Source organism: Cellulomonas sp. P2_B4 (genome assembly GCF_056404795.1).
On record NZ_JBFUDI010000001.1, the window covers coordinates 60,745 to 87,080 of the forward strand.

The window sequence follows — 26,336 nt, forward strand, 5'->3', positions numbered from 1 at the left end:
GTCAGCGGGCGCGCTCGACCCGTCCCACGTCCCACACGGGCTCCGGCGTCTCGAGCACGTCGCCGTCCGCGCCGAACACGAGGAACCGGTCGAAGGTGCGCGTGAACCAGCGGTCGTGCGTCACGGCCAGCACGGTGCCCTCGAACGCGGCCAGGCCCGTCTCCAGCGCCTCCGCCGAGTGCAGGTCGAGGTTGTCCGTGGGCTCGTCGAGAAGCAGGAGCGTCGCTCCGCCGAGCTCGAGGAGCAGGATCTGGAGCCGCGCCTGCTGGCCGCCCGAGAGGGTCTCGTAGCGCTGCTCGGCGGCTCCGACGAGCTCGTACCGGTCCAGCGCCTTGCTCGCCTGCTCGCGGCCGATGCCCGAGCGGTGCCCGTCGCCCCGGTTCAGGATCTCCAGCAGCGTGCGGCCGACGAGCTCGGGGTGGCCGTGGTTCTGCGCGAACCAGCCGGGCCGCACGCGCGGGCCGAGGACGACGCGGCCGGTGTGCTTCACGGGCGCGACGGGTGTGTCGTCGGCAGGCTCGTGCTCGGGGCTCGGGTCGCTGCCTCCCGCGGCCAGCAGCCGCAGGAAGTGCGACTTGCCCGACCCGTTCGAGCCGAGCACCGCGACGCGCTCCCCGAACCAGACCTCGAGGTCGAACGGCTTCATCAACCCGGTGAGCTCGAGCCCCGTCGCTACGACCGCGCGCTTGGCGGTCCGACCGCCGTGCAGCCGGACGCGGACGTTCTGCTCGCGCGCCAGCAGCGTCGGCGGACCGGCCTCCTCGAACTTCCGCAGCCGCGTCTGGGCCGCCTGGTAGCGCGACGCGAGGCCGTCGTTGAACGCCGACTTTGTCTTGAGGGTGAGCACGAGCTCCTTGAGCTTGGCGTGCTCCTCCTCCCATCGTCGCAACAGCTCCTCGAGCCGCGAGCGCCGGTCCTCCCGTGCCTGGTGGTAGGTGCCGAAGCCGCCGCCGTGCACCCAGACCGTCGCGCCCATGACGCCCGGCTCCAGGGTGGCCACCTGCGTGGCGACGTTGGCGAGCATCTCGCGGTCGTGGCTGACGAACAGGACGGTCTTGTTGCTCGCGCGCAGCTTCTCCTCGAGCCAGCGCTTGGTGGGCACGTCGAGCGCGTTGTCGGGCTCGTCGAGCAGCAGGACCTCGTCGGGACCCCGCAGCAGCGCCTCCAGGACGAGCCGCTTCTGCTCACCGCCCGACAGCGAGCGCACCTCACGGTGCTGCGCCTGGTCGAACGGGATGCTCAGCACGGCGTCGGTCACGCGGTCCCAGCCCGCCTCTGCCTCGTACCCCCCGACGTCGGCCCAGTCGACGAGCGCCTGCGCGTACCGCATCTGCGACGGCTCGTCGTCGGTCTCCATGATCGCGATCTCGGCCGCGGACAGCTCGACCGCGGCGTCCCGCACCGCGGGCACGGCCAGCGACGCCAGCAGGTCGCGGATCGAGCGGTCGTCGTTGATCCGCCCGATGTCCTGGCGCATGATCCCGAGCCCGCCGCTGCGCCCGACCGACCCCGCGTGCGGCTGCTCGTCGCCGGCGACGATCCGCAGCAGGGTCGTCTTGCCCGCGCCGTTGGGTCCGACGAGCGCCACCCGGGCGCCGTCACCGACCCGGAACGTGACGTCGTCGAGGAGCGGACGGCCGTCGGACAGCACGTAGCCGATGCCGCCGATGTCGAGGTGACCCATGCGACCAGTGTCCCCTGCGGACCTGCGCGTCAGCACCGCAATACTGGCGCGCGAGGCCGCCGGGTGCGAGGGTCGGGGCATGAGCTACGACACGTCCGGTACCAGCCAAGACCCTGAGCTCGACAGCGAGGGCGACGGCGACCAGCTGTCCAGCGAGGACACCCTCCTGGACCGCGGTGTGGACGACCTGCTCGACGAGGGCTACTCGGTGCCGCTGCGGCCGCGCGCCAACCACTACGGCGAGACCCCGTGGGAGGAGGCGCACCGCGAGACGATCGACCAGCGCATCGGCCAGGAGGAGCCCGAGGTCTGGGAGGCCCGCGAGATCCCGCTCGACGACCGCGAGCAGTTCCGCGCCGGGCGCCTGGTCGAGGACGACGACGCGGTCGAGGCCGGTGGCACGGACGGGTTCGCGATCGACGCCGGGATCTCCGGCGGGGCGGCGAGCGCCGAGGAGGCCGCGGTCCACCTCATCGCCGAGGAGTACGTGGACGAGCGTCGGTACCACGACGACGACGACGAGGTCTAGGAGCAGCAGCCCCCGGGTCGCGGGTCCACGTCGTGGGCCTGGCGACGCGCCCGCGTCTGCTGAGCGCGCACGCCCAGCTCCTCGTCGAGCGGGTAGCCGACCTCCTCGAGCGTGAGCCCGTGCGCCGGGACCACGTGCGCGCCGGCCAGCCGGCTCCTGGCCGCCAGCAGCTCCGCCGGCCAGCCCACGGCCCGGCGGCCCTCCCCCACGGCCGTGCTCGCGCCGACGAGCGTGCGCACCATCGAGTGGCAGAACGCGTCGGCCTGCACGGTCGCGACGACGAGCCCGGCGTCCGGTCCGTCCAGCGGCCTCGTCCAGCGGAAGATCTCGAGCGTGCGGATCGTCGTGGCGCCCTCGCGCGGCTTGCAGTACGACGCGAAGTCGTGGCGCCCCTCCAGCGGGCGGCCGGCGAGATCCATCGCCTCGACGTCCAGCGGGCGCCGGTGCCACAGGACGTGCGCGCGGGACAGCGGGTCGCGCCGGGACGAGTCGTCGCAGATCCGGTAGGTGTACCGCCGGCGCAGGGCCGAGAACCGGGCGTCGAACCCGTCCGCGGCCGCCGACACGGCGTGGACGACGAGGTCCGTCGGCAGGACGCCGCCCAGCCGCGTGAGCAGGGCCTCGGCGACCGGCCGCTCGGCCCGTCCGCGCGAGCGTTCCAGCAGGTCCACGGGGATGTCGACGTGCGCCACCTGGCCGCGCGCGTGCACGCCCGAGTCCGTCCGTCCGGCCACGGTCACCCGCGGCGGTCCGTCGGTCCGCAGGACCATGCCCAGCGCGTCCTCCAGCACCCCCTGCACGGTGCGCAGGCCCGGCTGCACCGCCCACCCCGCGAACGCGGTGCCGTCGTACGCCAGGTCCAGCCTCAGCCGCACCACGGAGCCGGCGTCGTCGTCAGGGGTCACGCTCACGGGTCCACACGCTAGTCGCCGACCGTGCCGCACGATGCCAGGACGACGCCCGCCCCGGGCGTCGATAGCGTGGCCACGTGGCGAAGACCGGTGGGGACCTGTTCACGCTCGCGGTCGACTGCGGCGGCGGGGGGATCAAGGCGTCCGTGCTCGACGCCGCCGGCACGCTGCACGCCCCGGCGGTCCGCGTCGCGACGCCTTACCCGCTCTCGCCCGACCGGCTCGTGCAGACGATCGCGGACATCGCCTCGGGACTGCCCCCGGCCGACCGCGTCACGGTCGGGATGCCGGGGATGATCCGGCACGGTGTCGTCGTCGCGACCCCGCACTACGTCACCCGCAGCGGGCCCCGCTCCGCCGTCGACCCCGAGCTCGTCGCGGCCTGGTCCGGCTGCGACATCCGCGCGAACGTCGAGGCGTGGCTGGGACTGCCGACGCTCGTGCTCAACGACGCCGAGGTGCACGGCGCCGGCGTGATCTCCGGGACGGGGATCGAGCTCGTCCTGACCCTGGGCACGGGCCTGGGCTCCGCGCTGTTCGACGGCGGGCAGCTCGCGCCGCACCTCGAGCTCTCGCACGCGCCGGTCCGGTGGGGCACGTCCTACGACGTCTACATCGGCCAGGTCGAGCGCGCCCGGCTGGGTGACGGCCTGTGGTCGCGGCGGGTGCGACGAGTCGTCGAGGGGCTGCGGCCCGTGTTCTGGTGGGACCGCCTCTACCTCGGCGGCGGAAACGCCCGGCAGGTCACCCCGCAGGTCCTGGCCAAGCTCGGCGACGATGTCGTCGTCGTGCCCAACCAGGCCGGCATCGTCGGCGGTGTCAGGGCCTGGACGCTGGGCCGCTGACCGCCGCGCGGCTCTCCGCGTCCGCGAGCGCCTCCAGCAGCACGCGCGTGAACCGCGCCGGCTGCGCCAGGCTCACCAGGTGGGTCGCGCCGGGAACGACGACGAGCCGCCCGTCCCGGCACGCCGCCAGGAACCTGCGCTCCTCCCCGCGGAAGTGGTCGAGGCGCCCGTTCACCAGCCACACCGGCGCCTCGACGCGCGCCAGCTCCTCCAGCGGGGTCGCGGTCGCCATCTCGCTCAGCACGTCGTCGGTGACGTCGAGCGCGAACCCGCCCGCGCCCGCGTCGGCAGCGCCGGTCGGTGGCAGGACGCGGTCGACGAAGAACTGGTTGAGCGCAGCGCCACCGTCGGGCAGCCGCACGATGTACCGCGCCCCGAACGCCCAGCCGGACAGCAGGATCCGGTGCGGCCGCGTCGAGCACGAGGCCGCGAGCAGCCCCGCGACCTGCTCCGGGTGGCGCGCCGCGTGCCGGATCCCGACGTAGCCGCCCAGGGACAGCCCGACGACGAACGCGCGCCCGCCCAGCCCGTCGACCGCCTGCGCGACCGTGGCGACGGCCTCGTCGAGCGTGAACGGCTCCCCCAGGCGGGTTCCGTGCCCGGGCAGGTCGACGGCGACCGCCGGACGGCTCGCGCGCTCCAGGACCTCGAGCTGCGACCGCCACATGGTCCGCGACGTCCGCAGCCCGTGCACCAGCACCACGGGCAGGGTCATGGTCGCGACTCTAGGCACTCCGCCCCGGACACAGCGAGAGGGCCCGGAACCAWGACGGTTCCGGGCCCTCTCGTGAGCTGCGTCAGGCCTTGTCGGCCTCGGGCGCGTCGGTCTCGTCGACCGGGGCGTCCTCGACGGGCGCGTCCTCGACAGGAGCGTCCTCGACGACGGGAGCGTCCTCGACCTTGTCGGCCTTCTTCGCCTTCGGCGCGGCCTTCGAGGCGGCCTTGGTGGCCTCCTTCACGACGGCCTGCTTCGGGGAGAGCGGCTCGAGCACGAGCTCGATGACGGCCATCGGGGCGTTGTCGCCCTTGCGGGGGCCGATCTTGGTGATGCGCGTGTAGCCACCCTGGCGCTCGGCGACGGCCGGAGCGATCTCGGTGAACAGCACGTGCACGACGGACTTGTCCTTGACGACGGTCATCACGCGGCGGCGGGCGTGCAGGTCACCACGCTTGGCGAACGTGATGAGGCGCTCGGCGAGCGGACGCAGGCGCTTGGCCTTCGTCTCGGTCGTCGTGATGCGCTTGTGCTCGAACAGCTGCGTCGCGAGGTTCGCGAGGATCAGCCGCTCGTGCGCCGGTCCGCCACCGAGCCGGGGACCCTTGGTGGGCGTAGGCATGGTTATTACTCCTTGAGTTCCAGTGATGGGCGGCGAGCGAGGTCAGGAAGGCGACCCCGCCCGCTTCCCCGGCGTCAGTACTGCTCGTCCTCGACGAAGTCGCCCTCGTCGTCGCCGTAGTAGGCGGTAGCGGACGGGTCGAAGTCGAGCGGGCTGTCCTTGAGCGTCAGGCCGAGCTCGGCGAGCTTCTCCTTGACCTCGGTGATGGACTTCGCACCGAAGTTGCGGATGTCCAGGAGGTCGGCCTCGGAGCGCGCGACGAGCTCACCCACGGAGTGGATGCCCTCACGCTTGAGGCAGTTGTAGGAGCGGATCGTGAGCTGCAGGTCCTCGATCGGGAGCGCGAGGTCCGCAGCGAGCGCGGCGTCCGTCGGCGACGGGCCGATCTCGATGCCCTCGGCCTCGATGTTGAGCTCACGGGCCAGGCCGAACAGCTCCACCAGCGTCTTGCCGGCCGAGGCCAGCGCGTCGCGGGGGCCGATGGCCGACTTCGTCTCGACGTCGACGATCAGCTTGTCGAAGTCCGTGCGCTGCTCGACACGCGTCGCCTCGACCTTGTAGGTCACCTTGAGGACCGGCGAGTAGATCGAGTCGACCGGGATGCGGCCGATCTCGGCGTCGAACGACTTGTTCTGGTTCGCCGACACGTAGCCGCGGCCACGCTCGACCGTCAGCTCGATCTCGAGCTTGCCCTTGTCGTTGAGCGTCGCCAGGTGAAGGTCGGGGTTGTGCACCTCGACGCCGGCCGGCGGCACGATGTCCGCGGCGGTGACCTCACCGGCACCCTGCTTGCGCAGGTACATCACCACGGGCTCGTCGTTCTCCGAGGAGACGACCAGCTGCTTGATGTTGAGGATGATCTCGGTGACGTCTTCCTTGACACCAGGAACGGTCGAGAACTCGTGGAGCACGCCGTCGATGCGGATCGACGTGACGGCGGCACCCGGGATGGAGGACAGCAGCGTCCGGCGGAGCGAGTTTCCGAGCGTGTAGCCGAAACCCGGCTCCAGGGGCTCGATGGAGAACCGCGACCGGTTCTCCGAGATGACCTCTTCGGTCAGGGTGGGGCGCTGTGCAATCAGCACGGTGTGTTTCCTCTCAGCGGGCGTCCGCCATATGACGCTGCGCAGTACTACGAGCCGACCTGGTCTCGGTCCACCTGGTCGGACGGACTGATGCCGGGCCGGTGCCCGAAGACACCGACCCGGCTAAACCATGGTCAGACGCGGCGACGCTTGGGCGGGCGGCAGCCGTTGTGCGCCTGGGGCGTCACGTCCTGGATCGAGCCGACCTCGAGGCCGGTCGCCTGGAGCGAACGGATCGCGGTCTCACGGCCGGAGCCGGGGCCCTTGACGAAGACGTCGACCTTCTTCATGCCGTGCTCCTGGGCGCGGCGAGCGGCGGCCTCGGCGGCGAGCTGCGCCGCGAACGGGGTCGACTTGCGCGAACCCTTGAAGCCCACCTGGCCCGACGAGGCGGACGCGATGACGGCGCCCGACGGGTCCGTGATGGAGATGATCGTGTTGTTGAACGTGCTCTTGATGTGCGCCTGGCCGTGGGAGACGTTCTTCTTCTCCTTGCGGCGCGGCTTGCGCACGGCGGAACGGGTCTTGGGAGGCATTCTCTTCTTCTCTCGAGGTCTGGTCGGCTTGCCCTGGCGCGAGGCGCCCGGGGCGGAGGGCTACTTGCGCCCGGCCTTCTTCTTGCCGGCGACGGTGCGCTTGGGGCCCTTGCGGGTACGCGCGTTGGTCTTCGTGCGCTGACCGCGCACAGGAAGGCCGCGGCGGTGACGCAGACCCTCGTAGCAGCCGATCTCGACCTTGCGGCGGATGTCGGCGGCGACCTCGCGGCGGAGGTCACCCTCGAGCTTGTAGTTGCCCTCGAGGAAGTCACGGAGCGCGACGAGCTCGGTGTCACCGAGGTCCTTCACGCGGAGGTCCGGGCTGATACCGGTGGCGGCGAGGGTCGCCTGCGCACGCGTGCGCCCGACCCCGTAGATGTAGGTGAGTGCGATCTCGAGCCGCTTCTCGCGGGGGAGGTCGACTCCGACAAGACGTGCCATGTGCCTGGTGGCTCCTGAACTGCATCGGAGGTCTGCCGCACCACCCTCCCGCGTTCTGCGGGCCCCGGCCTCCGACCGGGGGTTCACCGGACCCGAGGGCCCGGAGTGGTGGTGCGCTTGCTTGCTGGTGGTGCGGTCCTGCAGAAGTGCTAGGGCGTCAGCCCTGGCGCTGCTTGTGGCGCAGGTTCTCGCAGATCACCTGGACGCGACCGTGCCGGCGGATCACCTTGCACTTGTCGCAGATCTTCTTGACGCTGGGCTTGACCTTCATCGCGTGTTTTCCTCCGCCGCCGTGTTCGCTCCCTCAAGGAGTCAGACGGCGTGATCGAGTGGGCTGTTACTTGTAGCGGTAGACGATCCGGCCACGGGACAGGTCGTACGGGCTCAGCTCCACCACCACGCGGTCCTCGGGGAGGATCCGGATGTAGTGCTGACGCATCTTGCCCGAGATGTGGGCGAGCACCTTGTGGCCGTTGGTGAGCTCCACGCGAAACATCGCGTTGGGCAGAGCCTCCACGACGCTGCCCTCGATCTCGATGACACCGTCCTTCTTCGCCATATCCTCCGCTAACTGTTCGTCCGAGTGCTGTCCAAGACTTGATCGACCCACGGCGATCGTCGTCGCCCAGCGGGAAGCTGGTCGTCGTCGCTCTCGTGGAGAGTGCGGGTGCCGTTGGCTCGCTCGTCGCGGCACACGATGACATCGCGTGACGACGAACCAGAGATTCCGATGAACCGGGCGCACACACCCAACGGACGATCTTACGCCATCAGGGCCGTTCGAGGAAACCAGCGACTGTGGCCTTGAACACCTGCTGACCAGGTCGTCGTCAGGTGAGCGGCGCGACGGTCACGCCGAGCGCCCCGAGCGCCCCCGCTCCCCCGTCGACCGCGGTGAGCACCCAGATGCCGTCCTCGAGGATCGCCACCGAGTGCTCCCAGTGCGCGGCGCGCGAACCGTCGTCCGTGACCACGGTCCACTCGTCGTCCAGCTCGCGCGTGAACCGCGAGCCGCGCACCAGCATCGGCTCCACGGCGACGCACAGGCCCGGGCGCAGCTTCGGGCCGCGGTCGCGCGCCCGGTAGTTCAGGACGTCCGGCGGCTGGTGCATCGCCGTGCCGATCCCGTGGCCCACGTACTCCTGCACGATGCCGTAGCGCACACCCCCGTTGAGGCCGGCCGCCTGGGCCTCGTCGACGAGGTCCTCGACCGCCTCGCCCACGACGCCGAGCCGGTCGCCGGTCGCGAGTGCCGCGATCCCCGCCCAGAGCGCGCGCTCCGTCGTCGCCGCGAGCTGTACGTCCTGCTCGTCGGCACCGTCCAGGACCACCGTGATCGCCGAGTCGCCGTGCCAGCCGTCCACGATCGCGCCGCAGTCGACGCTGACCACGTCACCGTCGACGAGCACTCGCGGCCCGGGGATGCCGTGCACGATCTCGTCGTCGACCGAGATGCACAGCGTGGCCGGGTAGCCGTGGTAGCCGAGGAACGACGGCTTGGCACCGTGGTCGCGGATCACCGTGGCGGCCAGGGCGTCGAGCGACGCGGTGGTCACGCCCGGAGCCGCGGCCTCGCGCACGACCCGCAGCGCCTCGGCGACGACGAGCCCGGCGCGACGCATGAGCAGCACCTGCTCGGGCGTCTTGTACTCGATCCGCTCCCGGCCGAACATGCGATCTGACCAGCCGGTCAGCGAGCCCCGGCGCCGATGGCCGCGAGCAGCCGCGTCGTGACGTCGTCGACCTCGCCGATGGCGTCGACCTGCGCGAGCAGCCCGCGCTCGGCGTACACCGAGGCGATCGGCGCGGTCTCCTGGGCGTACACGTCCAGGCGGTGCCGGATGACGTCCTCGGTGTCGTCCTCGCGGCCCTCGATCTCGGCACGCTTGAGCAGCCGGGGCACGACCGCCTCGGGGTCGGCCGTGAGCTCGACCGCGAGGTCCAGCGTCAGACCCGACTCCGCGAGGATCGCGTCGAGCTCGCCGACCTGGGCGACGTTGCGCGGGTACCCGTCGAGCAGGAACCCCTCCGCAGCATCGGGCTGGGCGAGCCGGTCGCGCACCATGTCGTTGGTAACCGAGTCCGGCACCAGCGCACCGCGCGACGTGTACTCCTGGACCTTCAGGCCCAGGGGCGTGCCGCCCTTGATGTTGGCGCGGAACAGGTCGCCCGTCGAGATCGCCGGGATGCCCAGCGACTCGGCGAGGCGGACCGCCTGCGTGCCCTTGCCCGCACCCGGAGCACCGAGCAGGACGAGGCGCGTGCTCATCGCAGGAACCCCTCGTAGTGGCGCTGCTGCAGCTGCGACTCGATCTGCTTGACGGTCTCGAGCCCGACACCGACGACGATCAGGATCGACGAGCCGCCGAACGGGATGTTCGTGCCGACGCCGAGGATGATGAACACGATCGTCGGGATGAGCGCGACCACCGCGAGGTAGATCGAGCCCGGCGCCGTGATGCGCGAGATGACGAAGTCGAGGTACTCGGCCGTCGGACGGCCGGCCCGGATGCCCGGGATGAAGCCGCCGTACTTCTTCATGTTGTCCGCGACCTCGTCCGGGTTGAACGTGATCGCCGTGTAGAAGTAGCAGAAGAACACGATGAGGAAGACGTAGAGCGCGAGGTGCAGGGGCGCGCTCGGGGACGCCAGGTGCCGCGAGATCCACTGCACCCAGCCCGCCGTCGGGTCGCCGAACTGCGCGAGCAGCCCGGGGACGGCCAGCAGCGACGACGCGAAGATGATCGGGATGACGCCGGCCATGTTGATCTTGATCGGGATGTACGTGCTCGAGCCGCCGTACATGCGCCGACCGACCATGCGCTTGGCGTACTGCACCGGGATGCGGCGCTGCGACTGCTCGACGAACACGACCATGCCGACGACCAGGACGATGACGGCCATCACGATGATGAACTTGAAGGCGCCGTTGTCGCCACCGGCGATCGACCACAGGGCGGTCGGGAAGCTCGCGGCGATCGACGTGAAGATGAGGAGCGACATGCCGTTGCCGACGCCGCGCTCCGTGATCAGCTCACCGAGCCACATGATCAGGCCGGTACCGGCGGTCATGGTCAGGACCATGATCAGCAGGACGTACCAGGAGTCGTTCGGGATGACATCGACGGAGCAGCCGCTGAACAGCTGACCGCTGCGCGCGACCGTGATGATCGTCGTCGACTGCAGGACGGCCAGGCCGATGGTCAGGTAGCGCGTGTACTGCGTGAGCTTCGCGGTGCCGGACTGGCCCTCGCGGTGGAGCTCCTCGAAACGGGGGATGACCACCCGGAGAAGCTGGACGATGATGCTGGCGGTGATGTACGGCATGATGCCGAGCGCGAACACCGAGAGCTGGAGCAGTGCTCCGCCGCTGAACAGGTTCACCAGCCCGAGCAGGTCGTTGCCCGCGGACTCGTCGATACACGTCTGCACGTTCGGGTAGGACACTCCCGGGGTGGGCAGGAACGAGCCCACCCGGAAGATCACCATGATCCCGATGGTGAAGAGCAGCTTGCGCCGCAGGTCGGGCGTTCGGAACGCCCGCACGAATGCGCTGAGCACCTGTCCTCCTGAGCCGCCTGAGCGGCGTTCGTACGACCGGCCCATTCCGGCCGTGCAGCCTGCGAAACGTCGCAGGCACCGGGGCACCCTAACTGATGCTGACGAACAAACGGAACGGGACCGGTGGGTACCTACGACCCCACCGGTCCCGTCCTTCGATCAGTCCTGCGCGACGCTTCCGCCGGCGGCCACGATCGCGTCCTTCGCGGACGCCGAGTAGGCGTCGACCGCGACGGAGACCTTGACCGTGAGCTCACCGGTGCCGAGCACCTTGACAGGCTGGCCCTTGCGGACCGCACCCTTGGCGACCAGGTCGGCGACCGTCACGTCGCCACCGTTCGGGTACAGCGCCGAGAGCTTGTCCAGGTTGACCACCTGGTACTCGACGCGGAACGGGTTCTTGAAGCCACGCAGCTTCGGGAGGCGCATGTGCAGAGGCATCTGCCCACCCTCGAAGCGCGTCGGCACCTGGTAGCGGGCCTTGGTGCCCTTGGTGCCACGACCGGCCGTCTTGCCCTTGGACGCCTCGCCACGACCCACGCGGGTCTTGGCGGTCTTGGCGCCCGGGGCCGGACGGAGGTGGTGCATCTTCAGCGTGCCACCGTTGCCGGGCAGCGCAGCTGCCTCGGCGGCCGCGGCCGCAGCAGCGGACACGGTCTTCTTCGGCGCTGCAGCCTTGGACTCGGCCTTCGGCTCGGCCTTGGCCTTCGGCTCAGCCTTGGGCTCGGCCTTCGCCTTGGCGGCAGCCTTGGGCGCAGCCTCGGTCGTCGCCTCGGCCTTGTCGGCCTTCGGCTTGGCCGCAGCCTTGGTCGCCTTCGGAGCGGACTCCGTGTCGGCGGCCTTCTTCGCGGGGGCCTTCTTGGGGGCGGCGGCCTTCTTGGGGGCCGTCACCTCCTCAGGCGTCTTGTCGTCTGCCATGGTCACTCCACCTCTTCGACCGCGACAAGGTGCGTCACCGTCTTGACCATGCCGCGGATCTCAGGACGGTCCTCCTTGACGACGACGTCGCCGATCCGCTTGAGGCCGAGGGTGCGCAGGGTGTCGCGCTGGTTCTGCTTACCGCCGATGCCAGAACGCGTCTGGGTCACCTTGAGTCGAGCCATCAGGCACCTGCCTTCGTACCCGCCGCAGCGGCCAGGCCGGCGGCCTGGGCGCGCAGGAGGGCAGCCGGGACGACGTGCTCGACCGGGAGACCACGGCGCGCGGCCACGGCCTCGGGACGCTCGAGGCCACGCAGGGCCGCGACCGTCGCGTGCACGATGTTGATCGCGTTCGACGAACCGAGCGACTTGCTCAGGACGTCGTGGATGCCGGCGCACTCGAGAACGGCGCGCACCGGACCACCGGCGATAACACCGGTACCCGGCGACGCCGGACGCAGGAAGACGACACCGGCAGCGGCCTCACCCTGGATGGGGTGCGGGATGGTGCCCTGGATGCGGGGAACCTTGAAGAAGTTCTTCTTGGCCTCCTCGACGCCCTTGGCGATCGCCGCGGGCACCTCCTTGGCCTTCCCGTAGCCGACACCGACCGTGCCGTCGCCGTCGCCGACCACGACGAGCGCAGTGAAGCTGAAGCGACGACCGCCCTTGACGACCTTGGCGACGCGGTTGATCGTCACGACGCGCTCGAGGAACGCGCTCTTCTCTGCAGAGTCGCGGCCACCACGGCCGCCGTCGCGGCCACCGCGACCGCCGTCGCGACGGTCACCGCCGCCGCCGGCTCCGGCGCCGCCCGCAGGCGCGCCGGTGTTGCTGCGCTGAGGAGCAGCCATCAGATTGTCCTCTTCTTCAGTCCGTTGTTCGTCGTCGTCGTCACAGCTTCAGACCGCCCTCGCGAGCGCCGTCCGCAACCGCTGCGACGCGGCCGTGGTACTTGTTGCCGCCGCGGTCGAAGACGACAGCCTCCAGGCCGGCAGCCTTCGCGCGCTCGGCGATGAGCTCGCCGACCTTGCGGGCCTTGGCCGTCTTGTCGTCGTTCGAGCCGCGCAGGTCGGCCTCGAGGGTCGACGCGGACACGAGCGTCTGGCCGATGCCGTCGTCCACGACCTGCGCCGTGATGTGCCGGGCGGACCGGGTCACGACGAGACGGGGACGAGCAGCCGAGCCGGAGACCTTCTTGCGAAGGCGGACGTGGCGACGCTGGCGGGCCTTGCGCTTGCCCTTGCCAATGATCTTGAGTGCCATGGTTACTTACCGGCCTTTCCGACCTTGCGGCGCACGTTCTCGCCCGCGTACCGCACGCCCTTGCCCTTGTACGGCTCAGGCTTGCGGATCTTGCGGATGTTGGCGGCGACCTCGCCGACCTGCTGCTTGTCGATGCCCTGCACCGAGAAGCGGGTCGGAGCCTCGACGACGAAGGTGATGCCCTCCGGCGGGTTGACCGTGACCGGGTGGCTGAACCCGAGCGCGAACTCGAGGTCCGAACCCTTCGCCGTCACGCGGTAACCGGTACCGACGATCTCGAGCTTCTTGACGTAGCCCTCGGTGACGCCGATGACGAGGTTCGACAGCAGCGTGCGGGTGAGGCCGTGCAGCGAACGCGAGGCGCGCTCGTCGTCGGGGCGGGTGACCACAAGGGCACCTGCCTCGTCGCGCGCGACCTCGATGGGCGCAGCGATCGTGTGGGAGAGAGAACCCTTGGGGCCCTTCACCGTCACGACGGCGCCGTTGATGTTGACCTCGACGCCGGCGGGAACCGGGACGGGGACTCTGCCGATTCGGGACATTGGCTAGCTCCTTTCCGTCTCGGACTTACCAGACGTAGGCGAGGACTTCCCCACCCACGCCCTTCTTGGCGGCCTGCTTGTCGGTGAGGAGACCAGAGGACGTGGACAGGATCGCCACGCCCAGGCCGCCGAGCACCTTGGGCAGGTTGGTCGACTTGGCGTACACGCGCAGGCCCGGCTTGGACACGCGCTTGACACCGGCGAGCGCACGCTCGCGGTTCGGGCCGTACTTCAGCTCGATGATGAGGTTCTTGCCGACGACGGCATCCTCGACCTTCCAGCCCGAGATGTAGCCCTCGGCCTGCAGGATCTCCGCGATGTGCGACTTCAGCTTCGAGAACGGGATCAGCACGGTGTCGTGGTGAGCCGAGTTCGCGTTACGCAGCCGCGTGAGCAGGTCTGCGATGGGGTCGGTCATGGTCATGGGGCTATCGCCCTCTCTCGCCGGGGTATCCCGCCCATCTCTGGGCTGGACCTACCGACGCTCGTATTGCCTGAACTACAAGTGCGTGGGTTACCAGCTGCTCTTGGTGACGCCGGGAAGCTCGCCACGGTGGGCCATCTCGCGCACGCAGATCCGGCACAGGCCGAACTTGCGGTACACCGAGTGGGGCCGGCCGCAACGCTGGCAGCGCGTGTAGCCACGCACCGCGAACTTCGGCTTGGCAGCAGCCTTGTTCTTGAGGGCAGTCTTCGCCATGGTCAGATCTCCTTGAACGGGAAGCCGAGGAGCTTGAGGAAAGCGCGACCCTCGTCGTCGGTGTCAGCGGTCGTGACGACCGTGATGTCCATCCCGCGGACCCGGTCGATCTTGTCCTGGTCGATCTCGTGGAACACGGACTGCTCCACGAGGCCGAAGGTGTAGTTGCCGTGACCGTCGAACTGCTGCGGCGAGAGGCCACGGAAGTCACGGATGCGCGGGAGCGCGGTCGACAGCAGACGGTCCAGGAACTCCCAGGCACGGTCGCCGCGCAGCGTGACGTGCGCGCCGATCGGCATGCCCTCACGCAGCTTGAACTGCGCGATGGACTTGCGGGCCTTGGTGACCTGGGGCTTCTGGCCGGTGATCTGCGTGAGGTCGCGGATCGCGCCCTCGATCAGCTTGGAGTCCTTGGCGGCCTCGCCGACGCCCATGTTCACGACGACCTTGACCAGCCGCGCGACCTGGTTGATGTTCTCGTGGGAGAACTGCTCGAAGAGCGCGGGGCGGATCTCGTCGTTGTACTTGGTCTTCAGACGGGGCAGCTCGACTGCTGCGAGTGTCTCGGTCATCAGATGTCCTTACCGGAGCGCTTGGCGACGCGGACCCGAACGGTGCGGGTACGGCCGTCGCGCTCGACCTGCTCGGTGCGGTAGCCGACCCGGGTGCCCTTCTTGGTCTCCGGGTCGACGAGCATCACGTTGCTGATGTGGATGGGGGCCTCGATCGTCTCGATGCCACCGGTGCGCGTGCCGCGCTGCGTCTGGCCGGCCTTGACGTGCTTGGTGACGCGCTGGACACCCTCCACGACGAGGCGCTGCGACTCGACGAGGACCTCGAGCACACGGCCCTGCTGTCCCTTGTCGCGGCCGGAGATGACGACGACGAGGTCGCCCTTCTTGATCTTCGCCATGGTCAGAGCACCTCCGGTGCCAGCGAGATGATCTTCATGAACTTCTTGTCGCGCAGCTCGCGCCCGACCGGGCCGAAGATGCGCGTGCCGCGGGGCTCGCCGTCGGCCTTGAGGATCACTGCGGCGTTCTCGTCGAACTTGATGTACGAACCGTCCGGACGGCGGCGCTCCTTGCGGGTGCGCACGATGACCGCCTTGACGACATCGCCCTTCTTGACGTTGCCGCCGGGGATGGCGTCCTTGACGGTGGCGACGATGACGTCACCGATGCCTGCGTAACGACGGCCGGAACCGCCGAGAACACGGATGCACAGGATCTCCTTGGCACCAGTGTTGTCAGCGACACGAAGCCGCGACTCCTGCTGAATCATTACTACTCCTGTCGTCTGGCGGGTTCTCGTACTGGTCAGCGCGAGCCTGGCCGAACGGATAGTTGCCGTGATGCACACGTTGCGCCGGGTGTCGCTGCTGCGTCACCCGGCGCCCGTGGGCAACTGGGGGTCGTGCTGGTCTTGCTGGGCTTACTGGGCTTACTTAGCCTTCTCGAGGACCTCGACCAGGCGGAAGCGCTTGGTGGCGCTCAGCGGCCGAGTCTCCATGATGAGGACGAGGTCGCCGACGCCGGCAGTGCCGTTCTCGTCGTGCGCCTTGACCTTGCTCGTCCGACGGATGACCTTGCCGTAGAGCGGGTGCTTGACCCGGTCCTCGACCTCGACCACCACGGTCTTGTCCATCTTGTCGCTGACCACGTAGCCGCGGCGCGTCTTGCGGTCGCCACGCTTCTCGGCGACAGCGGTCGTCTTCTCGTTCTTCTCGTCTGCCATCAGTCTCACTCGCTCGCGCTCGGGGCGGTACGGATGCCGAGCTCGCGCTCACGCAGGATCGTGTAGATCCGCGCGATGTCGCGACGAACGGCCTTCAGACGCCCGTGGCTCTCGAGCTGACCGGTTGCCGACTGGAAGCGGAGGTTGAACAGCTCCTCCTTGGACTTCTTCAGCTCGGCGACCAGCTTGTCGTCGTCGAAGGTGTCCAGCTCGCTGGGAGCCAGCTCCTTGGTGCCGATAGTCATCAGTTACCACCCTCGCGAACCACGAAACGTGTCTTCATCGGGAGCTTGTGCTGGGCGCGACGCATGGCCTCGCGCGCCAGGGGCTCCGGGACGCCGGCGAGCTCGAAGAGAACTCGGCCCGGCTTGACGTTGGCGATCCACCACTCGGGCGAGCCCTTGCCGGAACCCATGCGGGTCTCGGCGGGCTTCTTCGTGAGGGGGCGGTCCGGGTAGATGTTGATCCAGACCTTCCCTCCACGCTTGATGTGGCGGGTCATGGCAATACGTGCAGCCTCGATCTGCCGGTTCGTGACATACGCAGGCTCGAGAGCCTGGATGCCGAACTCACCGAACGAGATCGCGGTACCACCGGTCGCGGCGCCGGAACGCCCCGGGTGGTGCTGCTTGCGGTGCTTCAGCCTGCGCGGGATGAGCATTGCGGTCAGGCCTCCGTTCCGGTGTCAGTTGCGGGTGCCGCTGCCTCGGCCGGAGCCTCGACTGCAGCCTCAGGAGCGGCGTCACGGTCGCGACGAGGAGCGCCACCGGCACGGGGGCCGCGGTCACCGCGGTCACCACCGGGACGGTCCGTCCGCGGGCCACGAGCCGGGCGCGGGGCCTGGGTCGCCTGCTCGCGAGCAAACTCCTTCTCGGTCATGTCGCCCTTGTAGACCCACACCTTGACGCCGATGCGCCCGAAGGTCGTGCGAGCCTCGAAGAACCCGTAGTCGATGTTCGCGCGGAGCGTGTGCAGGGGCACGCGGCCCTCGCGGTAGAACTCCGTGCGGCTCATCTCCGCGCCGCCGAGGCGGCCGGAGACCTGCACGCGGATGCCCTTGGCACCGGCGCGCTGGGCCGACTGGATGCCCTTGCGCATGGCGCGGCGGAACGAGACGCGGCTCGCCAGCTGCTCGGCGATGCCCTGGGCGACCAGCTGAGCCTCGATCTCGGCGTTCTTGACCTCGAGGATGTTCAGCTGGACCTGCTTGCCCGTGAGCTTCTCGAGCTCGCCACGGATGCGGTCGGCCTCCGCGCCACGACGCCCGATGACGATGCCCGGGCGGGCGGTGTGGATGTCGACACGAACGCGGTCACGCGTGCGCTCGATCTCGACCTTGGCGATACCGGCGCGCTCGAGACCCGTGCTCATGAGCTTGCGGATCTTGACGTCCTCGCCCACGTAGTCGCGGTAGCGCTGACCCGGCTTGGTCGAGTCGGCGAACCAACGCGAACGGTGGTCGGTCGTGATGCCCAGGCGGTACCCGAGCGGGTTGACTTTCTGTCCCACTATCGGGCCCTTCCCTTCGAGGTCTCACGCTCAGCGACGACCACGGTGATGTGGCTCGTGCGCTTGAGGATCTGACTGGCACGGCCCTGCGCACGCGGACGGAACCGCTTGAGCGTCGGGCCCTCGTCGACGAACACCTCAGAGATGTAGAGGTCGCTCTCGTCGAGACGCTCGTTGCTGCGCTTGGCAGCCTCACGAGCGTTCGCGATCGCGCTCTCGACGACCTTGAGGACGGTCTCCCCCGCGGCCTGCGGTGCGAACTTCAGCACCGCCACGGCCTCGCCGGCCTGCTTGCCACGGATGAGGTCCACGACGCGCCGGGCCTTCTGGGGCGTGACGCGGACGAACCGCGCCTTCGCCTTGGCTTCCATTGCTGTCCTGCCTTCTTGTCTCTGCCGGTGAGGGCGTCGCCTGGCTGACCCGGGGGTCAGCGGCGACGACCCTTCCGGTCGTCCTTCTCGTGGCCGCGGAACGTCCGCGTCGGGGCGAACTCGCCGAGCTTGTGCCCGACCATCGCCTCCGTCACGAACACCGGGGTGTGCTTGCGTCCGTCGTGCACAGCGAACGTGTGGCCGAGGAAGTCCGGCGTGATGACCGAACGGCGCGACCACGTCTTGATGACGTTCTTCGTGCCGGCGGTGTTCTGGACGTCGACCTTCTTCTGCAGGTGACCGTCGACGAACGGGCCCTTCTTCAGGCTACGTGGCATCTCAGGCTCCTATCAGCGCTTGTTCTTGCCGGTGCGCCGACGGCGCACGATGAGCTTGTCGCTCGGCTTGTTCGGACGACGGGTACGACCCTCGGCCTGGCCCCACGGGCTGACGGGGTGACGTCCACCGGACGTCTTGCCCTCGCCACCACCGTGCGGGTGGTCGATCGGGTTCATGGCGACACCACGGACGGTCGGGCGCTTGCCCTTCCAGCGCATGCGGCCGGCCTTGCCCCAGTTGATGTTCGACTGCTCGGCGTTGCCCACCTCGCCGACCGTCGCGCGGCAGCGCAGGTCGACGTTGCGGATCTCACCGGAGGGCATACGCAGCTGGGCGTAGGCACCGTCCTTGGCGACGAGCTGCACGGACGCACCAGCCGAACGCGCGATCTTCGCACCGCCACCGGGCCGGAGCTCGATCGCGTGGATGACCGTACCGGTCGGGATGTTGCGCAGCGGCAGGTTGTTGCCGGGCTTGATGTCGGCGCCGGGGCCGTTCTCGATGCGGTCACCCTGCGACAGCTTGTTCGGCGCGATGATGTAGCGCTTCTCGCCGTCCGCGTAGTGCAGCAGCGCGATGCGGGCCGTGCGGTTGGGGTCGTACTCGATGTGAGCGACCTTGGCCGGCACGCCGTCCTTGTCATGGCGACGGAAGTCGATGACGCGGTACGCACGCTTGTGACCGCCACCCTGGTGGCGCGTGGTGATGCGACCCGTGGAGTTGCGGCCGCCCGTCTTGTGGAGGGGACGGACGAGCGACTTCTCCGGCGTGGATCGCGTGATCTCGACGAAGTCGGCCACGCTCGAGCCACGACGGCCCGGCGTTGTCGGCTTGTACTTACGGATTCCCATGAGTTCTCAGTCCTTCTCAGCCGACCGGACCACCGAAGATGTCGATCGTGCCCTCGCGGAGGGTGACGATCGCACGCTTCGTGTCCTTGCGGCGGCCGGTGCCGAAACGGGTCCGACGGGACTTGCCCTGCCGGTTCGCGGTGTTGACCGAGTCGACCTTGACGCCGAAGACCTGCTCGACGGCAATCTTGATCTCGGTCTTGTTCGCCCGCGGGTCGACGAGGAAGGTGTACTTCCCCTCGTCGAGCAGGCCATAGCTCTTCTCGGAGACGACCGGCGCGAGCAGGATGTCGCGCGGGTTCTTGCCGATGTCGGTCACTTGGTCTCCTCCTTGGCAACGGAGGACGTGGGACCCGCGAGGAACGCGTCGAGCGCGCCCTGCGTGAACACGACGTCGTCCGAGATCAGGACGTCGTAGGTGTTGAGCTGGTCAGCGACCAGCAGGTGCACCCGCTCGACGTTCCGCAGCGACTTCCACGTGATCTCGTCCTGACGCTCGACGACGACCAGGACGTTCTTGCGTCCCGAGAGGTTGTCGAGCACGGCGAGCGCGGACTTGGTCGACGGCGCGGTGCCCGGGGCGAAACCCGTGACGACGTGCACGCGGCCGGCACGAGCGCGGTCCGAGAGAGCACCGCGGAGCGCCGCGGCCTTCATCTTCTTGGGGGTGCGCTGTGCGTAGTCACGCGGGGTGGGGCCGTGAACGACGCCACCACCGGCGAACTGCGGAGCACGCGTCGAACCCTGACGGGCGCGGCCGGTGCCCTTCTGCTTGTACGGCTTGCGGCCACCACCACGGACCTCGCCACGAGACTTCGTGTCGTGGGTGCCCTGGCGAGCCGCCGCGCGCTGCGCGACGACGACCTGGTGGATCAGCGGGATGTTGGTCTGAACGTCGAAGACCTCGGCGGGCAGATCGGTGGAACCGGTCTTCTTGCCCTCGAAGTCGACGACGTCGACGGTCAGCGTGTCAGACATGGTCACGCCCCCTTCACAGCGGAACGCACGACCACGACGCCACCCTTGGGGCCGGGAACGGCACCCTTGACGAGGAGAAAGCCCCGCTCGACGTCGACCGCGTGCACGGTCAGGTTCTGGGTGGTCTGGCGGTCCACGCCCATGCGACCGGCCATCTTGATGCCCTTGAACACGCGCGACGGCGTCGAAGCGCCACCGATCGAGCCGGGCTTGCGGTGGTTGCGGTGCGCACCGTGCGAGGCGCCGACGCCGTGGAAGCCGTGACGCTTCATGACACCGGCGGTGCCCTTGCCCTTGGTGGTGCCGATGACGTCCACGAGCGCGCCGGCCTCGAACAGGTCGGCGGTGAGCTCCTGGCCGAGCGTGAACTCGGAGGCGTTCGGCGTGCGGATCTCGGCCACGTGCCGGCGCGGCGTGACGCCGGCCTTCTCGAAGTGGCCCTTCAGCGGCTTGGTGACCTTGCGCGGGTCGATCTGGCCGTGGGCCAGCTGGACCGCGGCGTAGCCGTCAGCGTCAGCGGAGCGCACCTGGGTCACGACGTTCGTGCCGACAGCGACCACGGTGACGGGAACGAGACGACCGTTGTCGTCCCACACCTGCGTCATGCCGAGCTTCGTGCCGATCAGAGCCGTGACTGCGCGCTCGTTCTGCTGGGTAACCATAGAAATCAGTTCCTTCCCAGCGTCAGAGCTTGATCTCGATGTTCACGTCCGCAGGCAGGTCGAGACGCATGAGCGAGTCGACGGCCTTCGGCGTGGGATCGATGATGTCGATGAGCCGCTTGTGCGTGCGCATCTCGAAGTGCTCGCGGCTGTCCTTGTACTTGTGGGGCGACCGGATGACGCAGAAAACGTTCTTCTCCGTCGGCAGCGGCACCGGACCCACGACCGACGCACCAGCGCGAGTCACCGTGTCGACGATCTTGCGCGCCGAGCTGTCGATGACTTCGTGGTCGTAGGACTTGAGCCTGATGCGGATCTTCTGTCCCGCCATGGCGCGTCTACTTCTCTCTCTTCATGAACCGGTCCGTCCGACCCCCGCACTCGGGCGTGTCGCTTGGCGCGACACACCGTTGCGCTGCGTACCGTTGTCGGCACGAGATCGGTGGTTGTTGTCGGGCGCCAACCTCCGGGTGAACCCGGGGTCCAGACGCCGTCCACGTGTGCGAGCCCCGTCGTGTGCAGCGCGCGCAAACGCGCCGCCCTCGACTAGGCAACCTGAACAGTGTGCCAGACCGGGCGCCGGAACTCCAATCGCCTAGGTCACACCAGCCGGGGATTCCCGCGTGATCTCCGGCACTCCGGCCAGGCGCGGCCGGCGCTGCCGCTTCGGCACCTGGCGTCGGACCACCACCGAACGCCATCCGCCGTCATCGAGCGCCGCCGCGCGTCGCTCAACGCGTCCCCCACAGGACGGCGGTGGATGACGGACGACCGCTCTCGACGACGCGGGACAGCGCGCGCGGGAAAGGGGAACGCGCGCGGGGCGCCGACGGGACCGCGCGGCCGGCGGCATGTTGAGCGGTCGTGTCAGCGGACGCCGGCGGAGCGGAGCCGGGCGACCATCGGACCACCCGTCCAGGCGTCGGCCCAGGTCCATCGCACGACGGCCGCGCCGGTGCTGCGAATGCGGTCCTCACGTTGCTTCTCCCGCCACAGCCGGTCGGCGGCGGCACGAGGGTCCTCGTCGACCGCGACCCCGTACTTCTGACGACCGTCGAACTCACCGACCACGCCGCACCCGCGCCACCAGAAGTCCACGCGTCCGACGAACCCCCGCGCGTCCGACACGACGTGCTGGAGGACCGGCGCCGGGACCCCCAGCTGATGCATCCGCACCCGGCTGAGCGACTCTCCGACGGACTCGGCCGCAGGCGAGGCGAACCCGACCATGCTTCGCGCGTCCCGGACGCCGCGCACGGCACCTATCACGGCGACCTCTCGAGCGAGTTCCGAGAGCGTCGTCATGCGCTCGCGCAAGGCGTGGTCGGCGGCGCAGACGCCGGCGAGCAGCCCACCCGCGCGTGCCAGGTCGACGACCGTCCTCGCCACCGGTGTGAGCCGAAGCCCCTCCACCTCTGCGACGTCGTCCACGCCGGCCGCGGCGTGCCGCACCACTGCATGACTGGAGCGTCCGCCGCTCGCGGGCGCGTGGGTCACGTGCACGCTCGACCCCCGACGCCCGACCATCGGCAGGTTCCACACCGCCGCGGCGGACCAGTGCGAGAGGACCGCGGACTCGAACCCTCGCGCCGCGGCGACGACAGTCACGCGGTAGCGCTCGTCGTCGGACATCGCCTTCCAGGTGCGCGCGCCGAGGTACCACCCCCGACGGACGCGGACCAGGTCACCTCGTCTGCACGCGGCCGCGAGGTAGGCGCGGTCGTGGCCGACGGTCGCCCCACGGACGCCAGCGACCGCGAGCAGTCCCGCGTCAGGAAGCACGCCCACGATGTCCACCTGCGCACCCTAGAAACGTCACACGACGTCCGACGGCGCTTGTCCACAGCCCGCCGACGCGCACCGAAAGCGCCCGTCAGGGATTGAGCGCGCGCAACCGTCGTCGAGCGCGGCCGCCATGCGGGCGCGTTCGAGAACGGACGGCCGCGCTCGGTGACGACCGGGCGTGCGCGGGTGCACATGCGGAAGGGCCCGGTCGCCTTGGCGACCGGGCCCTTCTGCAGATCAGCTGCCCCGAGGGGCTCGCATCACTTGATGATCTTGATGACCTTGCCCGAGCCGACGGTGCGGCCACCCTCGCGGATGGCGAAGCCGAGGCCCTCTTCCATCGCGATGGGCTGGATGAGGTTCACGTGGATCTCGGTGTTGTCGCCGGGCATGACCATCTCGGTGCCCTCGGGCAGCGTGATGACGCCGGTGACGTCGGTGGTGCGGAAGTAGAACTGGGGGCGGTAGTTCCCGTAGAACGGGTTGTGACGGCCACCCTCGTCCTTGGCCAGGATGTAGACCTGGCCCTCGAACTCGGTGTGCGGCGTGATCGAGCCGGGCTTGACGACGACCTGGCCGCGCTCGACCTCCTCGCGCTTCGTGCCACGCAGGAGCAGACCGACGTTCTCGCCGGCCTCGGCGTAGTCGAGCAGCTTGCGGAACATCTCGACGCCGGTGACCGTGGTCTTGATCGCCTTCTCCTTGATGCCGACGATCTCCACCTCCTCGTTCACCTTGAGCTTGCCGCGCTCCACGCGACCGGTGACGACGGTGCCACGACCGGTGATCGTGAAGACGTCCTCGATCGGCATGAGGAAGGGCTTGTCGATGTCGCGCACCGGGTCCGGGACGCTCTCGTCGACGGCGTCCAGCAGGTCCTGCACGGACTGGACCCACACCGGGTCGCCCTCGAGGGCCTTCAGGCCCGAGACGCGCACGACGGGGACGTTGTCGCCGTCGAAGCCCTGCGCGGTGAGGAGCTCGCGCACCTCGACCTCGACGAGCTCCAGGATCTCCTCGTCGTCGACCATGTCGGTCTTGTTCAGCGCGACGAGCAGGTACGGCACGCCGACCTGACGGGCGAGCAGGACGTGCTCACGCGTCTGGGCCATCGGGCCGTCGGTGGCGGCGACCACGAGGATCGCGCCGTCCATCTGCGCGGCACCGGTGATCATGTTCTTGATGTAGTCCGCGTGCCCGGGAGCGTCGACGTGAGCGTAGTGACGCTTCTCCGTCTGGTACTCCACGTGCGCGATGTTGATGGTGATGCCGCGCTGCTTCTCCTCAGGGGCCTTGTCGATCTCGTCGAAAGGCGTGAAGGGGTTCAGGTCCGGGTACTTGTCGTGCAGCACCTTCGAGATGGCCGCGGTCAGCGTCGTCTTGCCGTGGTCGACGTGGCCGATCGTGCCGATGTTGACGTGCGGCTTCGTCCGCTCGAACTTCGCCTTGCCCACTGGGTGTCCTCCTCAGGACTTGGTAGAGATTGGCCGACGCTGTGCGGCTACCGGACGGTAGCCGCTTGACGCGGCGTCCTACGGGTCGGTTTGTGTGATGGAACTACAGATGTCGACCTGTGGGACTACTCGCCCCGGGTCTTCTTGATGATTTCCTCGGCAACGTTCCGAGGAACCTCGGCGTAGCTGTCGAACTGCATCGAGTACACCGCGCGACCCTGGGTCTTCGACCGCAGGTCACCGACGTACCCGAACATCTCGGAAAGGGGGACCTGCGCACGGACGACCTTCACGCCCGTCGCGTCCTCCATGGACTGGATCATGCCGCGGCGCGAGTTGATGTCGCCGATGACGTCACCCATGTACTCCTCAGGGGTACGGACCTCGACGGCCATGACCGGCTCCAGGAGAACCGGGTCGGCCTTGCGGACCGCTTCCTTGAGGATCATCGAGCCCGCGATCTTGAACGCCATCTCCGAGGAGTCGACGTCGTGCGCGGCACCGTCGAGCAGGATCGCCTTGACGCCCACGAGCGGGAAGCCCGCGAGGACGCCGAGCTGCATCGCGCTCTGGATCCCGGCGTCGACCGACGGGATGTACTCGCGCGGGATGCGGCCACCGGTGACCTTGTTCGAGAACTCGTAGATCTCGCCGTCGGCGGTGTCCAGCGGCTCGAAGGTCATCTGCACCTTGGCGTACTGGCCGGAGCCACCCGTCTGCTTCTTGTGCGTGTAGTCGATCTTCTCGACCGAGCGACGGATCGTCTCGCGGTAGGCCACCTGCGGCTTGCCGACGTTGGCCTCGACCTTGAACTCGCGACGCATGCGGTCGACGAGGATGTCGAGGTGGAGCTCGCCCATGCCGCCGATGACGGTCTGGCCGGTCTCCTCGTCGTGCTTGACGCGGAAGGTCGGGTCCTCCTCGGCCAGCTTCTGGATGGCCACGGAGAGCTTCTCCTGGTCACCCTTCGTCTTCGGCTCGATGGCGACGTCGATGACCGGCTCCGGGAACGTCATGGACTCGAGCACGACCGGGTGTGCCGGGTCGCACAGGGTGTCGCCCGTGGTGACGTCCTTCAGACCGATGAAGGCGTAGATGTGGCCGGCCGTGGCGTCCTCGACCGGGTTCTCCTTGTTGGAGTGCATCTGGAAGAGCTTCCCGATGCGCTCCTTCTTGTTCTTGGTCGAGTTGAGCACCTGGGCGCCCTGCGCGACCTTGCCGGAGTACACCCGGACGTAGGTCAGCTTGCCGAAGAACGGGTGCGAGGCGACCTTGAACGCGAGGGCCGAGAACGGCTCCGTCGAGTCGGGGTGGCGCTCGACGACGAGCTCGGGGTCCTTCATGTCGTGGCCCTCGACAGCCGGGACGTCCAGGGGCGTCGGCAGGTAGTCGATGACGGCGTCGAGCATGGGCTGGACGCCCTTGTTCTTGAACGCCGAGCCGCACAGGACGGGGTACGCCTGCGACTTGACCGTGAGCTGGCGGATGCCGGCCTTGATCTCGGCCTCGGTCAGCTCCTCGCCACCGAGGAACTTCTCGAGCAGCTCGTCGTCGGTCTCGGCGACGGCCTCGAGGAGCTCGGCGCGGTACTGCTCCGCCTTCTCGACGAGGTCGGCCGGGATGTCCTCGACCTCGTACTTCTCGCCCAGGGCGGTCTCGCCGCGCCAGACGAGGGCACGCATGGTGACCAGGTCGACGACGCCGATGAAGTCGTTCTCGGAGCCGATGGGCAGCTGGATGACCAGCGGCTTGGCCTTGAGTCGGTCGACGATCGTCTTGACCGTGAAGTAGAAGTCGGCGCCGAGCTTGTCCATCTTGTTGACGAAGCAGATGCGCGGGACGTCGTACTTGTCGGCCTGACGCCAGACGGTCTCGGACTGGGGCTCGACGCCCTCCTTGCCGTCGAACACGGCGACGGCACCGTCGAGGACGCGCAGCGAGCGCTCCACCTCGACCGTGAAGTCCACGTGGCCGGGCGTGTCGATGATGTTGATCTGGTTGTCGTGCCAGTAGCAGGTCGTCGCGGCGGACGTGATCGTGATGCCGCGCTCCTGCTCCTGCTCCATCCAGTCCATCGTCGACGCACCGTCGTGCGTCTCACCGATCTTGTAGTTGACCCCGGTGTAGAACAGGATCCGCTCGGTGGTCGTCGTCTTGCCGGCATCGATGTGAGCCATGATGCCGATGTTGCGGACCTTCGTGAGGTCCGTCAGCACATCCAGTGCCACGTGAGTTGCCCCTTACAGGTTGGCTTGGGTGGCGCCACCGGCCCGGCCCGAGGATCGGACCGGCG

Annotated in this window: 38 protein-coding genes; 2 read left to right on the forward strand and 36 right to left on the reverse strand. The window is 69.0% G+C overall.

Annotation, left to right across the window (positions count from 1 at the left end):
• Nucleotide 1 precedes the first annotated feature (1 nt).
• Nucleotides 2-1,684: an ABC-F family ATP-binding cassette domain-containing protein gene (locus AC1DZC_RS00300; protein ID WP_477040218.1), complete on the reverse strand. Its 1,683-nt coding sequence runs from the start codon at nucleotides 1,682-1,684 to the stop codon at nucleotides 2-4.
• A 79-nt stretch (nucleotides 1,685-1,763) separates the two neighbouring features.
• Here AC1DZC_RS00300 and AC1DZC_RS00305 point away from each other — a divergent pair, with 79 nt between their 5' ends.
• A complete protein-coding gene (locus tag AC1DZC_RS00305; RefSeq protein WP_477040217.1) occupies nucleotides 1,764-2,213 on the forward strand; it encodes a DUF5709 domain-containing protein in 450 nt (149 codons plus the stop codon).
• On the opposite strand, the gene truA is transcribed toward AC1DZC_RS00305, so the two are convergent.
• A complete protein-coding gene (gene truA, locus AC1DZC_RS00310) occupies nucleotides 2,210-3,124 on the reverse strand; it encodes a tRNA pseudouridine(38-40) synthase TruA (RefSeq protein ID WP_477041867.1) in 915 nt (304 codons plus the stop codon). The genes AC1DZC_RS00305 and truA overlap by 4 nt on opposite strands.
• A gap of 77 nt (nucleotides 3,125-3,201) precedes the next feature.
• Here truA and AC1DZC_RS00315 point away from each other — a divergent pair, with 77 nt between their 5' ends.
• Complete coding sequence (locus AC1DZC_RS00315) at nucleotides 3,202-3,969, forward strand: ROK family protein (RefSeq protein ID WP_477040215.1); 768 nt, start codon at nucleotides 3,202-3,204, stop codon at nucleotides 3,967-3,969.
• Here the strand turns inward: AC1DZC_RS00315 and AC1DZC_RS00320 are convergent.
• The 34 genes from AC1DZC_RS00320 to fusA form a co-directional block, all read right to left on the reverse strand.
• Nucleotides 3,944-4,684, reverse strand: a complete 741-nt coding sequence (locus AC1DZC_RS00320; protein ID WP_477041868.1) for an alpha/beta fold hydrolase — start codon at nucleotides 4,682-4,684, stop codon at nucleotides 3,944-3,946. The two genes, AC1DZC_RS00315 and AC1DZC_RS00320, sit on opposite strands and share 26 nt — an antisense overlap.
• An 82-nt stretch (nucleotides 4,685-4,766) precedes the next feature.
• A complete protein-coding gene (rplQ, locus tag AC1DZC_RS00325; RefSeq protein WP_477040213.1) occupies nucleotides 4,767-5,306 on the reverse strand; it encodes a 50S ribosomal protein L17 in 540 nt (179 codons plus the stop codon).
• 74 nt (nucleotides 5,307-5,380) lie between these two features.
• Nucleotides 5,381-6,391 carry a DNA-directed RNA polymerase subunit alpha gene (locus AC1DZC_RS00330; RefSeq protein ID WP_477040212.1) on the reverse strand — a complete coding sequence of 337 codons (1,011 nt, stop codon included), beginning with the start codon at nucleotides 6,389-6,391 and terminating at the stop codon, nucleotides 5,381-5,383.
• Between the two features lie 134 nt (nucleotides 6,392-6,525).
• Nucleotides 6,526-6,927, reverse strand: a complete 402-nt coding sequence (gene rpsK / locus AC1DZC_RS00335) for a 30S ribosomal protein S11 (protein ID WP_028050085.1) — start codon at nucleotides 6,925-6,927, stop codon at nucleotides 6,526-6,528.
• A 60-nt stretch (nucleotides 6,928-6,987) separates the two neighbouring features.
• Nucleotides 6,988-7,368, reverse strand: coding sequence for a 30S ribosomal protein S13 (rpsM, locus tag AC1DZC_RS00340; RefSeq protein WP_477040211.1), 381 nt, complete (start codon nucleotides 7,366-7,368; stop codon nucleotides 6,988-6,990).
• A gap of 157 nt (nucleotides 7,369-7,525) precedes the next feature.
• Nucleotides 7,526-7,639: a 50S ribosomal protein L36 gene (gene rpmJ, locus AC1DZC_RS00345; protein WP_013117849.1), complete on the reverse strand. Its 114-nt coding sequence runs from the start codon at nucleotides 7,637-7,639 to the stop codon at nucleotides 7,526-7,528.
• 66 nt (nucleotides 7,640-7,705) lie between these two features.
• The gene (gene infA, locus AC1DZC_RS00350; protein ID WP_013770189.1) at nucleotides 7,706-7,927 is read right to left on the reverse strand and encodes a translation initiation factor IF-1; all 222 of its coding nucleotides are present in this window, start codon (nucleotides 7,925-7,927) and stop codon (nucleotides 7,706-7,708) included.
• A 271-nt stretch (nucleotides 7,928-8,198) separates the two neighbouring features.
• Entirely contained in the window at nucleotides 8,199-9,041 is an 843-nt protein-coding gene (gene map / locus AC1DZC_RS00355; RefSeq protein WP_477041869.1) for a type I methionyl aminopeptidase, read from the reverse strand.
• A 17-nt stretch (nucleotides 9,042-9,058) separates the two neighbouring features.
• Nucleotides 9,059-9,637 carry an adenylate kinase gene (locus AC1DZC_RS00360; RefSeq protein WP_477041870.1) on the reverse strand — a complete coding sequence of 193 codons (579 nt, stop codon included), beginning with the start codon at nucleotides 9,635-9,637 and terminating at the stop codon, nucleotides 9,059-9,061.
• Nucleotides 9,634-10,929 (reverse strand): preprotein translocase subunit SecY, encoded by a 1,296-nt coding sequence (secY, locus tag AC1DZC_RS00365; protein ID WP_477040208.1) that lies wholly within the window; start codon nucleotides 10,927-10,929, stop codon nucleotides 9,634-9,636. Before secY ends, AC1DZC_RS00360 begins: the two co-directional genes overlap by 4 nt.
• Before the next feature lie 159 nt (nucleotides 10,930-11,088).
• Complete coding sequence (gene rplO / locus AC1DZC_RS00370) at nucleotides 11,089-11,847, reverse strand: 50S ribosomal protein L15 (protein WP_477040207.1); 759 nt, start codon at nucleotides 11,845-11,847, stop codon at nucleotides 11,089-11,091.
• Between the two features lie 2 nt (nucleotides 11,848-11,849).
• Nucleotides 11,850-12,032: a 50S ribosomal protein L30 gene (gene rpmD, locus AC1DZC_RS00375; RefSeq protein ID WP_028045050.1), complete on the reverse strand. Its 183-nt coding sequence runs from the start codon at nucleotides 12,030-12,032 to the stop codon at nucleotides 11,850-11,852.
• The gene (rpsE, locus tag AC1DZC_RS00380) at nucleotides 12,032-12,703 is read right to left on the reverse strand and encodes a 30S ribosomal protein S5 (RefSeq protein WP_477040206.1); all 672 of its coding nucleotides are present in this window, start codon (nucleotides 12,701-12,703) and stop codon (nucleotides 12,032-12,034) included. The genes rpmD and rpsE overlap by 1 nt, the downstream gene beginning before the upstream one ends.
• A 40-nt stretch (nucleotides 12,704-12,743) precedes the next feature.
• Nucleotides 12,744-13,115 (reverse strand): 50S ribosomal protein L18, encoded by a 372-nt coding sequence (gene rplR, locus AC1DZC_RS00385; RefSeq protein ID WP_477040205.1) that lies wholly within the window; start codon nucleotides 13,113-13,115, stop codon nucleotides 12,744-12,746.
• A 2-nt stretch (nucleotides 13,116-13,117) separates the two neighbouring features.
• The gene (gene rplF / locus AC1DZC_RS00390) at nucleotides 13,118-13,657 is read right to left on the reverse strand and encodes a 50S ribosomal protein L6 (RefSeq protein ID WP_477040204.1); all 540 of its coding nucleotides are present in this window, start codon (nucleotides 13,655-13,657) and stop codon (nucleotides 13,118-13,120) included.
• Nucleotides 13,658-13,682: 25 nt separating this feature from the next.
• The gene (gene rpsH / locus AC1DZC_RS00395; protein ID WP_028050095.1) at nucleotides 13,683-14,081 is read right to left on the reverse strand and encodes a 30S ribosomal protein S8; all 399 of its coding nucleotides are present in this window, start codon (nucleotides 14,079-14,081) and stop codon (nucleotides 13,683-13,685) included.
• A gap of 90 nt (nucleotides 14,082-14,171) precedes the next feature.
• Nucleotides 14,172-14,357: a type Z 30S ribosomal protein S14 gene (locus AC1DZC_RS00400; RefSeq protein ID WP_028045055.1), complete on the reverse strand. Its 186-nt coding sequence runs from the start codon at nucleotides 14,355-14,357 to the stop codon at nucleotides 14,172-14,174.
• Between the two features lie 2 nt (nucleotides 14,358-14,359).
• Complete coding sequence (gene rplE / locus AC1DZC_RS00405) at nucleotides 14,360-14,929, reverse strand: 50S ribosomal protein L5 (RefSeq protein ID WP_477040203.1); 570 nt, start codon at nucleotides 14,927-14,929, stop codon at nucleotides 14,360-14,362.
• The gene (gene rplX / locus AC1DZC_RS00410; protein ID WP_055912166.1) at nucleotides 14,929-15,270 is read right to left on the reverse strand and encodes a 50S ribosomal protein L24; all 342 of its coding nucleotides are present in this window, start codon (nucleotides 15,268-15,270) and stop codon (nucleotides 14,929-14,931) included. Before rplX ends, rplE begins: the two co-directional genes overlap by 1 nt.
• A 2-nt stretch (nucleotides 15,271-15,272) precedes the next feature.
• The gene (rplN, locus tag AC1DZC_RS00415; protein ID WP_028045058.1) at nucleotides 15,273-15,641 is read right to left on the reverse strand and encodes a 50S ribosomal protein L14; all 369 of its coding nucleotides are present in this window, start codon (nucleotides 15,639-15,641) and stop codon (nucleotides 15,273-15,275) included.
• 159 nt (nucleotides 15,642-15,800) lie between these two features.
• Nucleotides 15,801-16,094 carry a 30S ribosomal protein S17 gene (rpsQ, locus tag AC1DZC_RS00420; RefSeq protein WP_477040202.1) on the reverse strand — a complete coding sequence of 98 codons (294 nt, stop codon included), beginning with the start codon at nucleotides 16,092-16,094 and terminating at the stop codon, nucleotides 15,801-15,803.
• A gap of 5 nt (nucleotides 16,095-16,099) precedes the next feature.
• Nucleotides 16,100-16,339, reverse strand: coding sequence for a 50S ribosomal protein L29 (rpmC, locus tag AC1DZC_RS00425; protein ID WP_028045060.1), 240 nt, complete (start codon nucleotides 16,337-16,339; stop codon nucleotides 16,100-16,102).
• Nucleotides 16,339-16,755: a 50S ribosomal protein L16 gene (gene rplP, locus AC1DZC_RS00430; protein ID WP_028045061.1), complete on the reverse strand. Its 417-nt coding sequence runs from the start codon at nucleotides 16,753-16,755 to the stop codon at nucleotides 16,339-16,341. The genes rpmC and rplP overlap by 1 nt, the downstream gene beginning before the upstream one ends.
• A gap of 5 nt (nucleotides 16,756-16,760) precedes the next feature.
• A complete protein-coding gene (rpsC, locus tag AC1DZC_RS00435) occupies nucleotides 16,761-17,603 on the reverse strand; it encodes a 30S ribosomal protein S3 (RefSeq protein ID WP_477040201.1) in 843 nt (280 codons plus the stop codon).
• A complete protein-coding gene (gene rplV, locus AC1DZC_RS00440; RefSeq protein WP_426593030.1) occupies nucleotides 17,603-17,974 on the reverse strand; it encodes a 50S ribosomal protein L22 in 372 nt (123 codons plus the stop codon). The genes rpsC and rplV overlap by 1 nt, the downstream gene beginning before the upstream one ends.
• 56 nt (nucleotides 17,975-18,030) lie before the next feature.
• The gene (rpsS, locus tag AC1DZC_RS00445; RefSeq protein ID WP_055912154.1) at nucleotides 18,031-18,312 is read right to left on the reverse strand and encodes a 30S ribosomal protein S19; all 282 of its coding nucleotides are present in this window, start codon (nucleotides 18,310-18,312) and stop codon (nucleotides 18,031-18,033) included.
• A gap of 12 nt (nucleotides 18,313-18,324) precedes the next feature.
• Nucleotides 18,325-19,164, reverse strand: coding sequence for a 50S ribosomal protein L2 (rplB, locus tag AC1DZC_RS00450; RefSeq protein ID WP_477041871.1), 840 nt, complete (start codon nucleotides 19,162-19,164; stop codon nucleotides 18,325-18,327).
• 16 nt (nucleotides 19,165-19,180) lie between these two features.
• A complete protein-coding gene (rplW, locus tag AC1DZC_RS00455) occupies nucleotides 19,181-19,483 on the reverse strand; it encodes a 50S ribosomal protein L23 (RefSeq protein WP_028045066.1) in 303 nt (100 codons plus the stop codon).
• Complete coding sequence (rplD, locus tag AC1DZC_RS00460; protein ID WP_477041872.1) at nucleotides 19,480-20,142, reverse strand: 50S ribosomal protein L4; 663 nt, start codon at nucleotides 20,140-20,142, stop codon at nucleotides 19,480-19,482. Before rplD ends, rplW begins: the two co-directional genes overlap by 4 nt.
• A gap of 2 nt (nucleotides 20,143-20,144) precedes the next feature.
• Nucleotides 20,145-20,804, reverse strand: coding sequence for a 50S ribosomal protein L3 (rplC, locus tag AC1DZC_RS00465; RefSeq protein ID WP_034610223.1), 660 nt, complete (start codon nucleotides 20,802-20,804; stop codon nucleotides 20,145-20,147).
• Between the two features lie 22 nt (nucleotides 20,805-20,826).
• A complete protein-coding gene (gene rpsJ, locus AC1DZC_RS00470) occupies nucleotides 20,827-21,135 on the reverse strand; it encodes a 30S ribosomal protein S10 (RefSeq protein WP_013117879.1) in 309 nt (102 codons plus the stop codon).
• A 536-nt stretch (nucleotides 21,136-21,671) separates the two neighbouring features.
• Nucleotides 21,672-22,601 (reverse strand): hypothetical protein, encoded by a 930-nt coding sequence (locus tag AC1DZC_RS00475; RefSeq protein ID WP_477041873.1) that lies wholly within the window; start codon nucleotides 22,599-22,601, stop codon nucleotides 21,672-21,674.
• 248 nt (nucleotides 22,602-22,849) lie between these two features.
• Nucleotides 22,850-24,043 carry an elongation factor Tu gene (gene tuf / locus AC1DZC_RS00480; protein ID WP_477040198.1) on the reverse strand — a complete coding sequence of 398 codons (1,194 nt, stop codon included), beginning with the start codon at nucleotides 24,041-24,043 and terminating at the stop codon, nucleotides 22,850-22,852.
• A 125-nt stretch (nucleotides 24,044-24,168) separates the two neighbouring features.
• Nucleotides 24,169-26,271: an elongation factor G gene (gene fusA, locus AC1DZC_RS00485; protein ID WP_477040197.1), complete on the reverse strand. Its 2,103-nt coding sequence runs from the start codon at nucleotides 26,269-26,271 to the stop codon at nucleotides 24,169-24,171.
• Nucleotides 26,272-26,336: the final 65 nt, after the last annotated feature.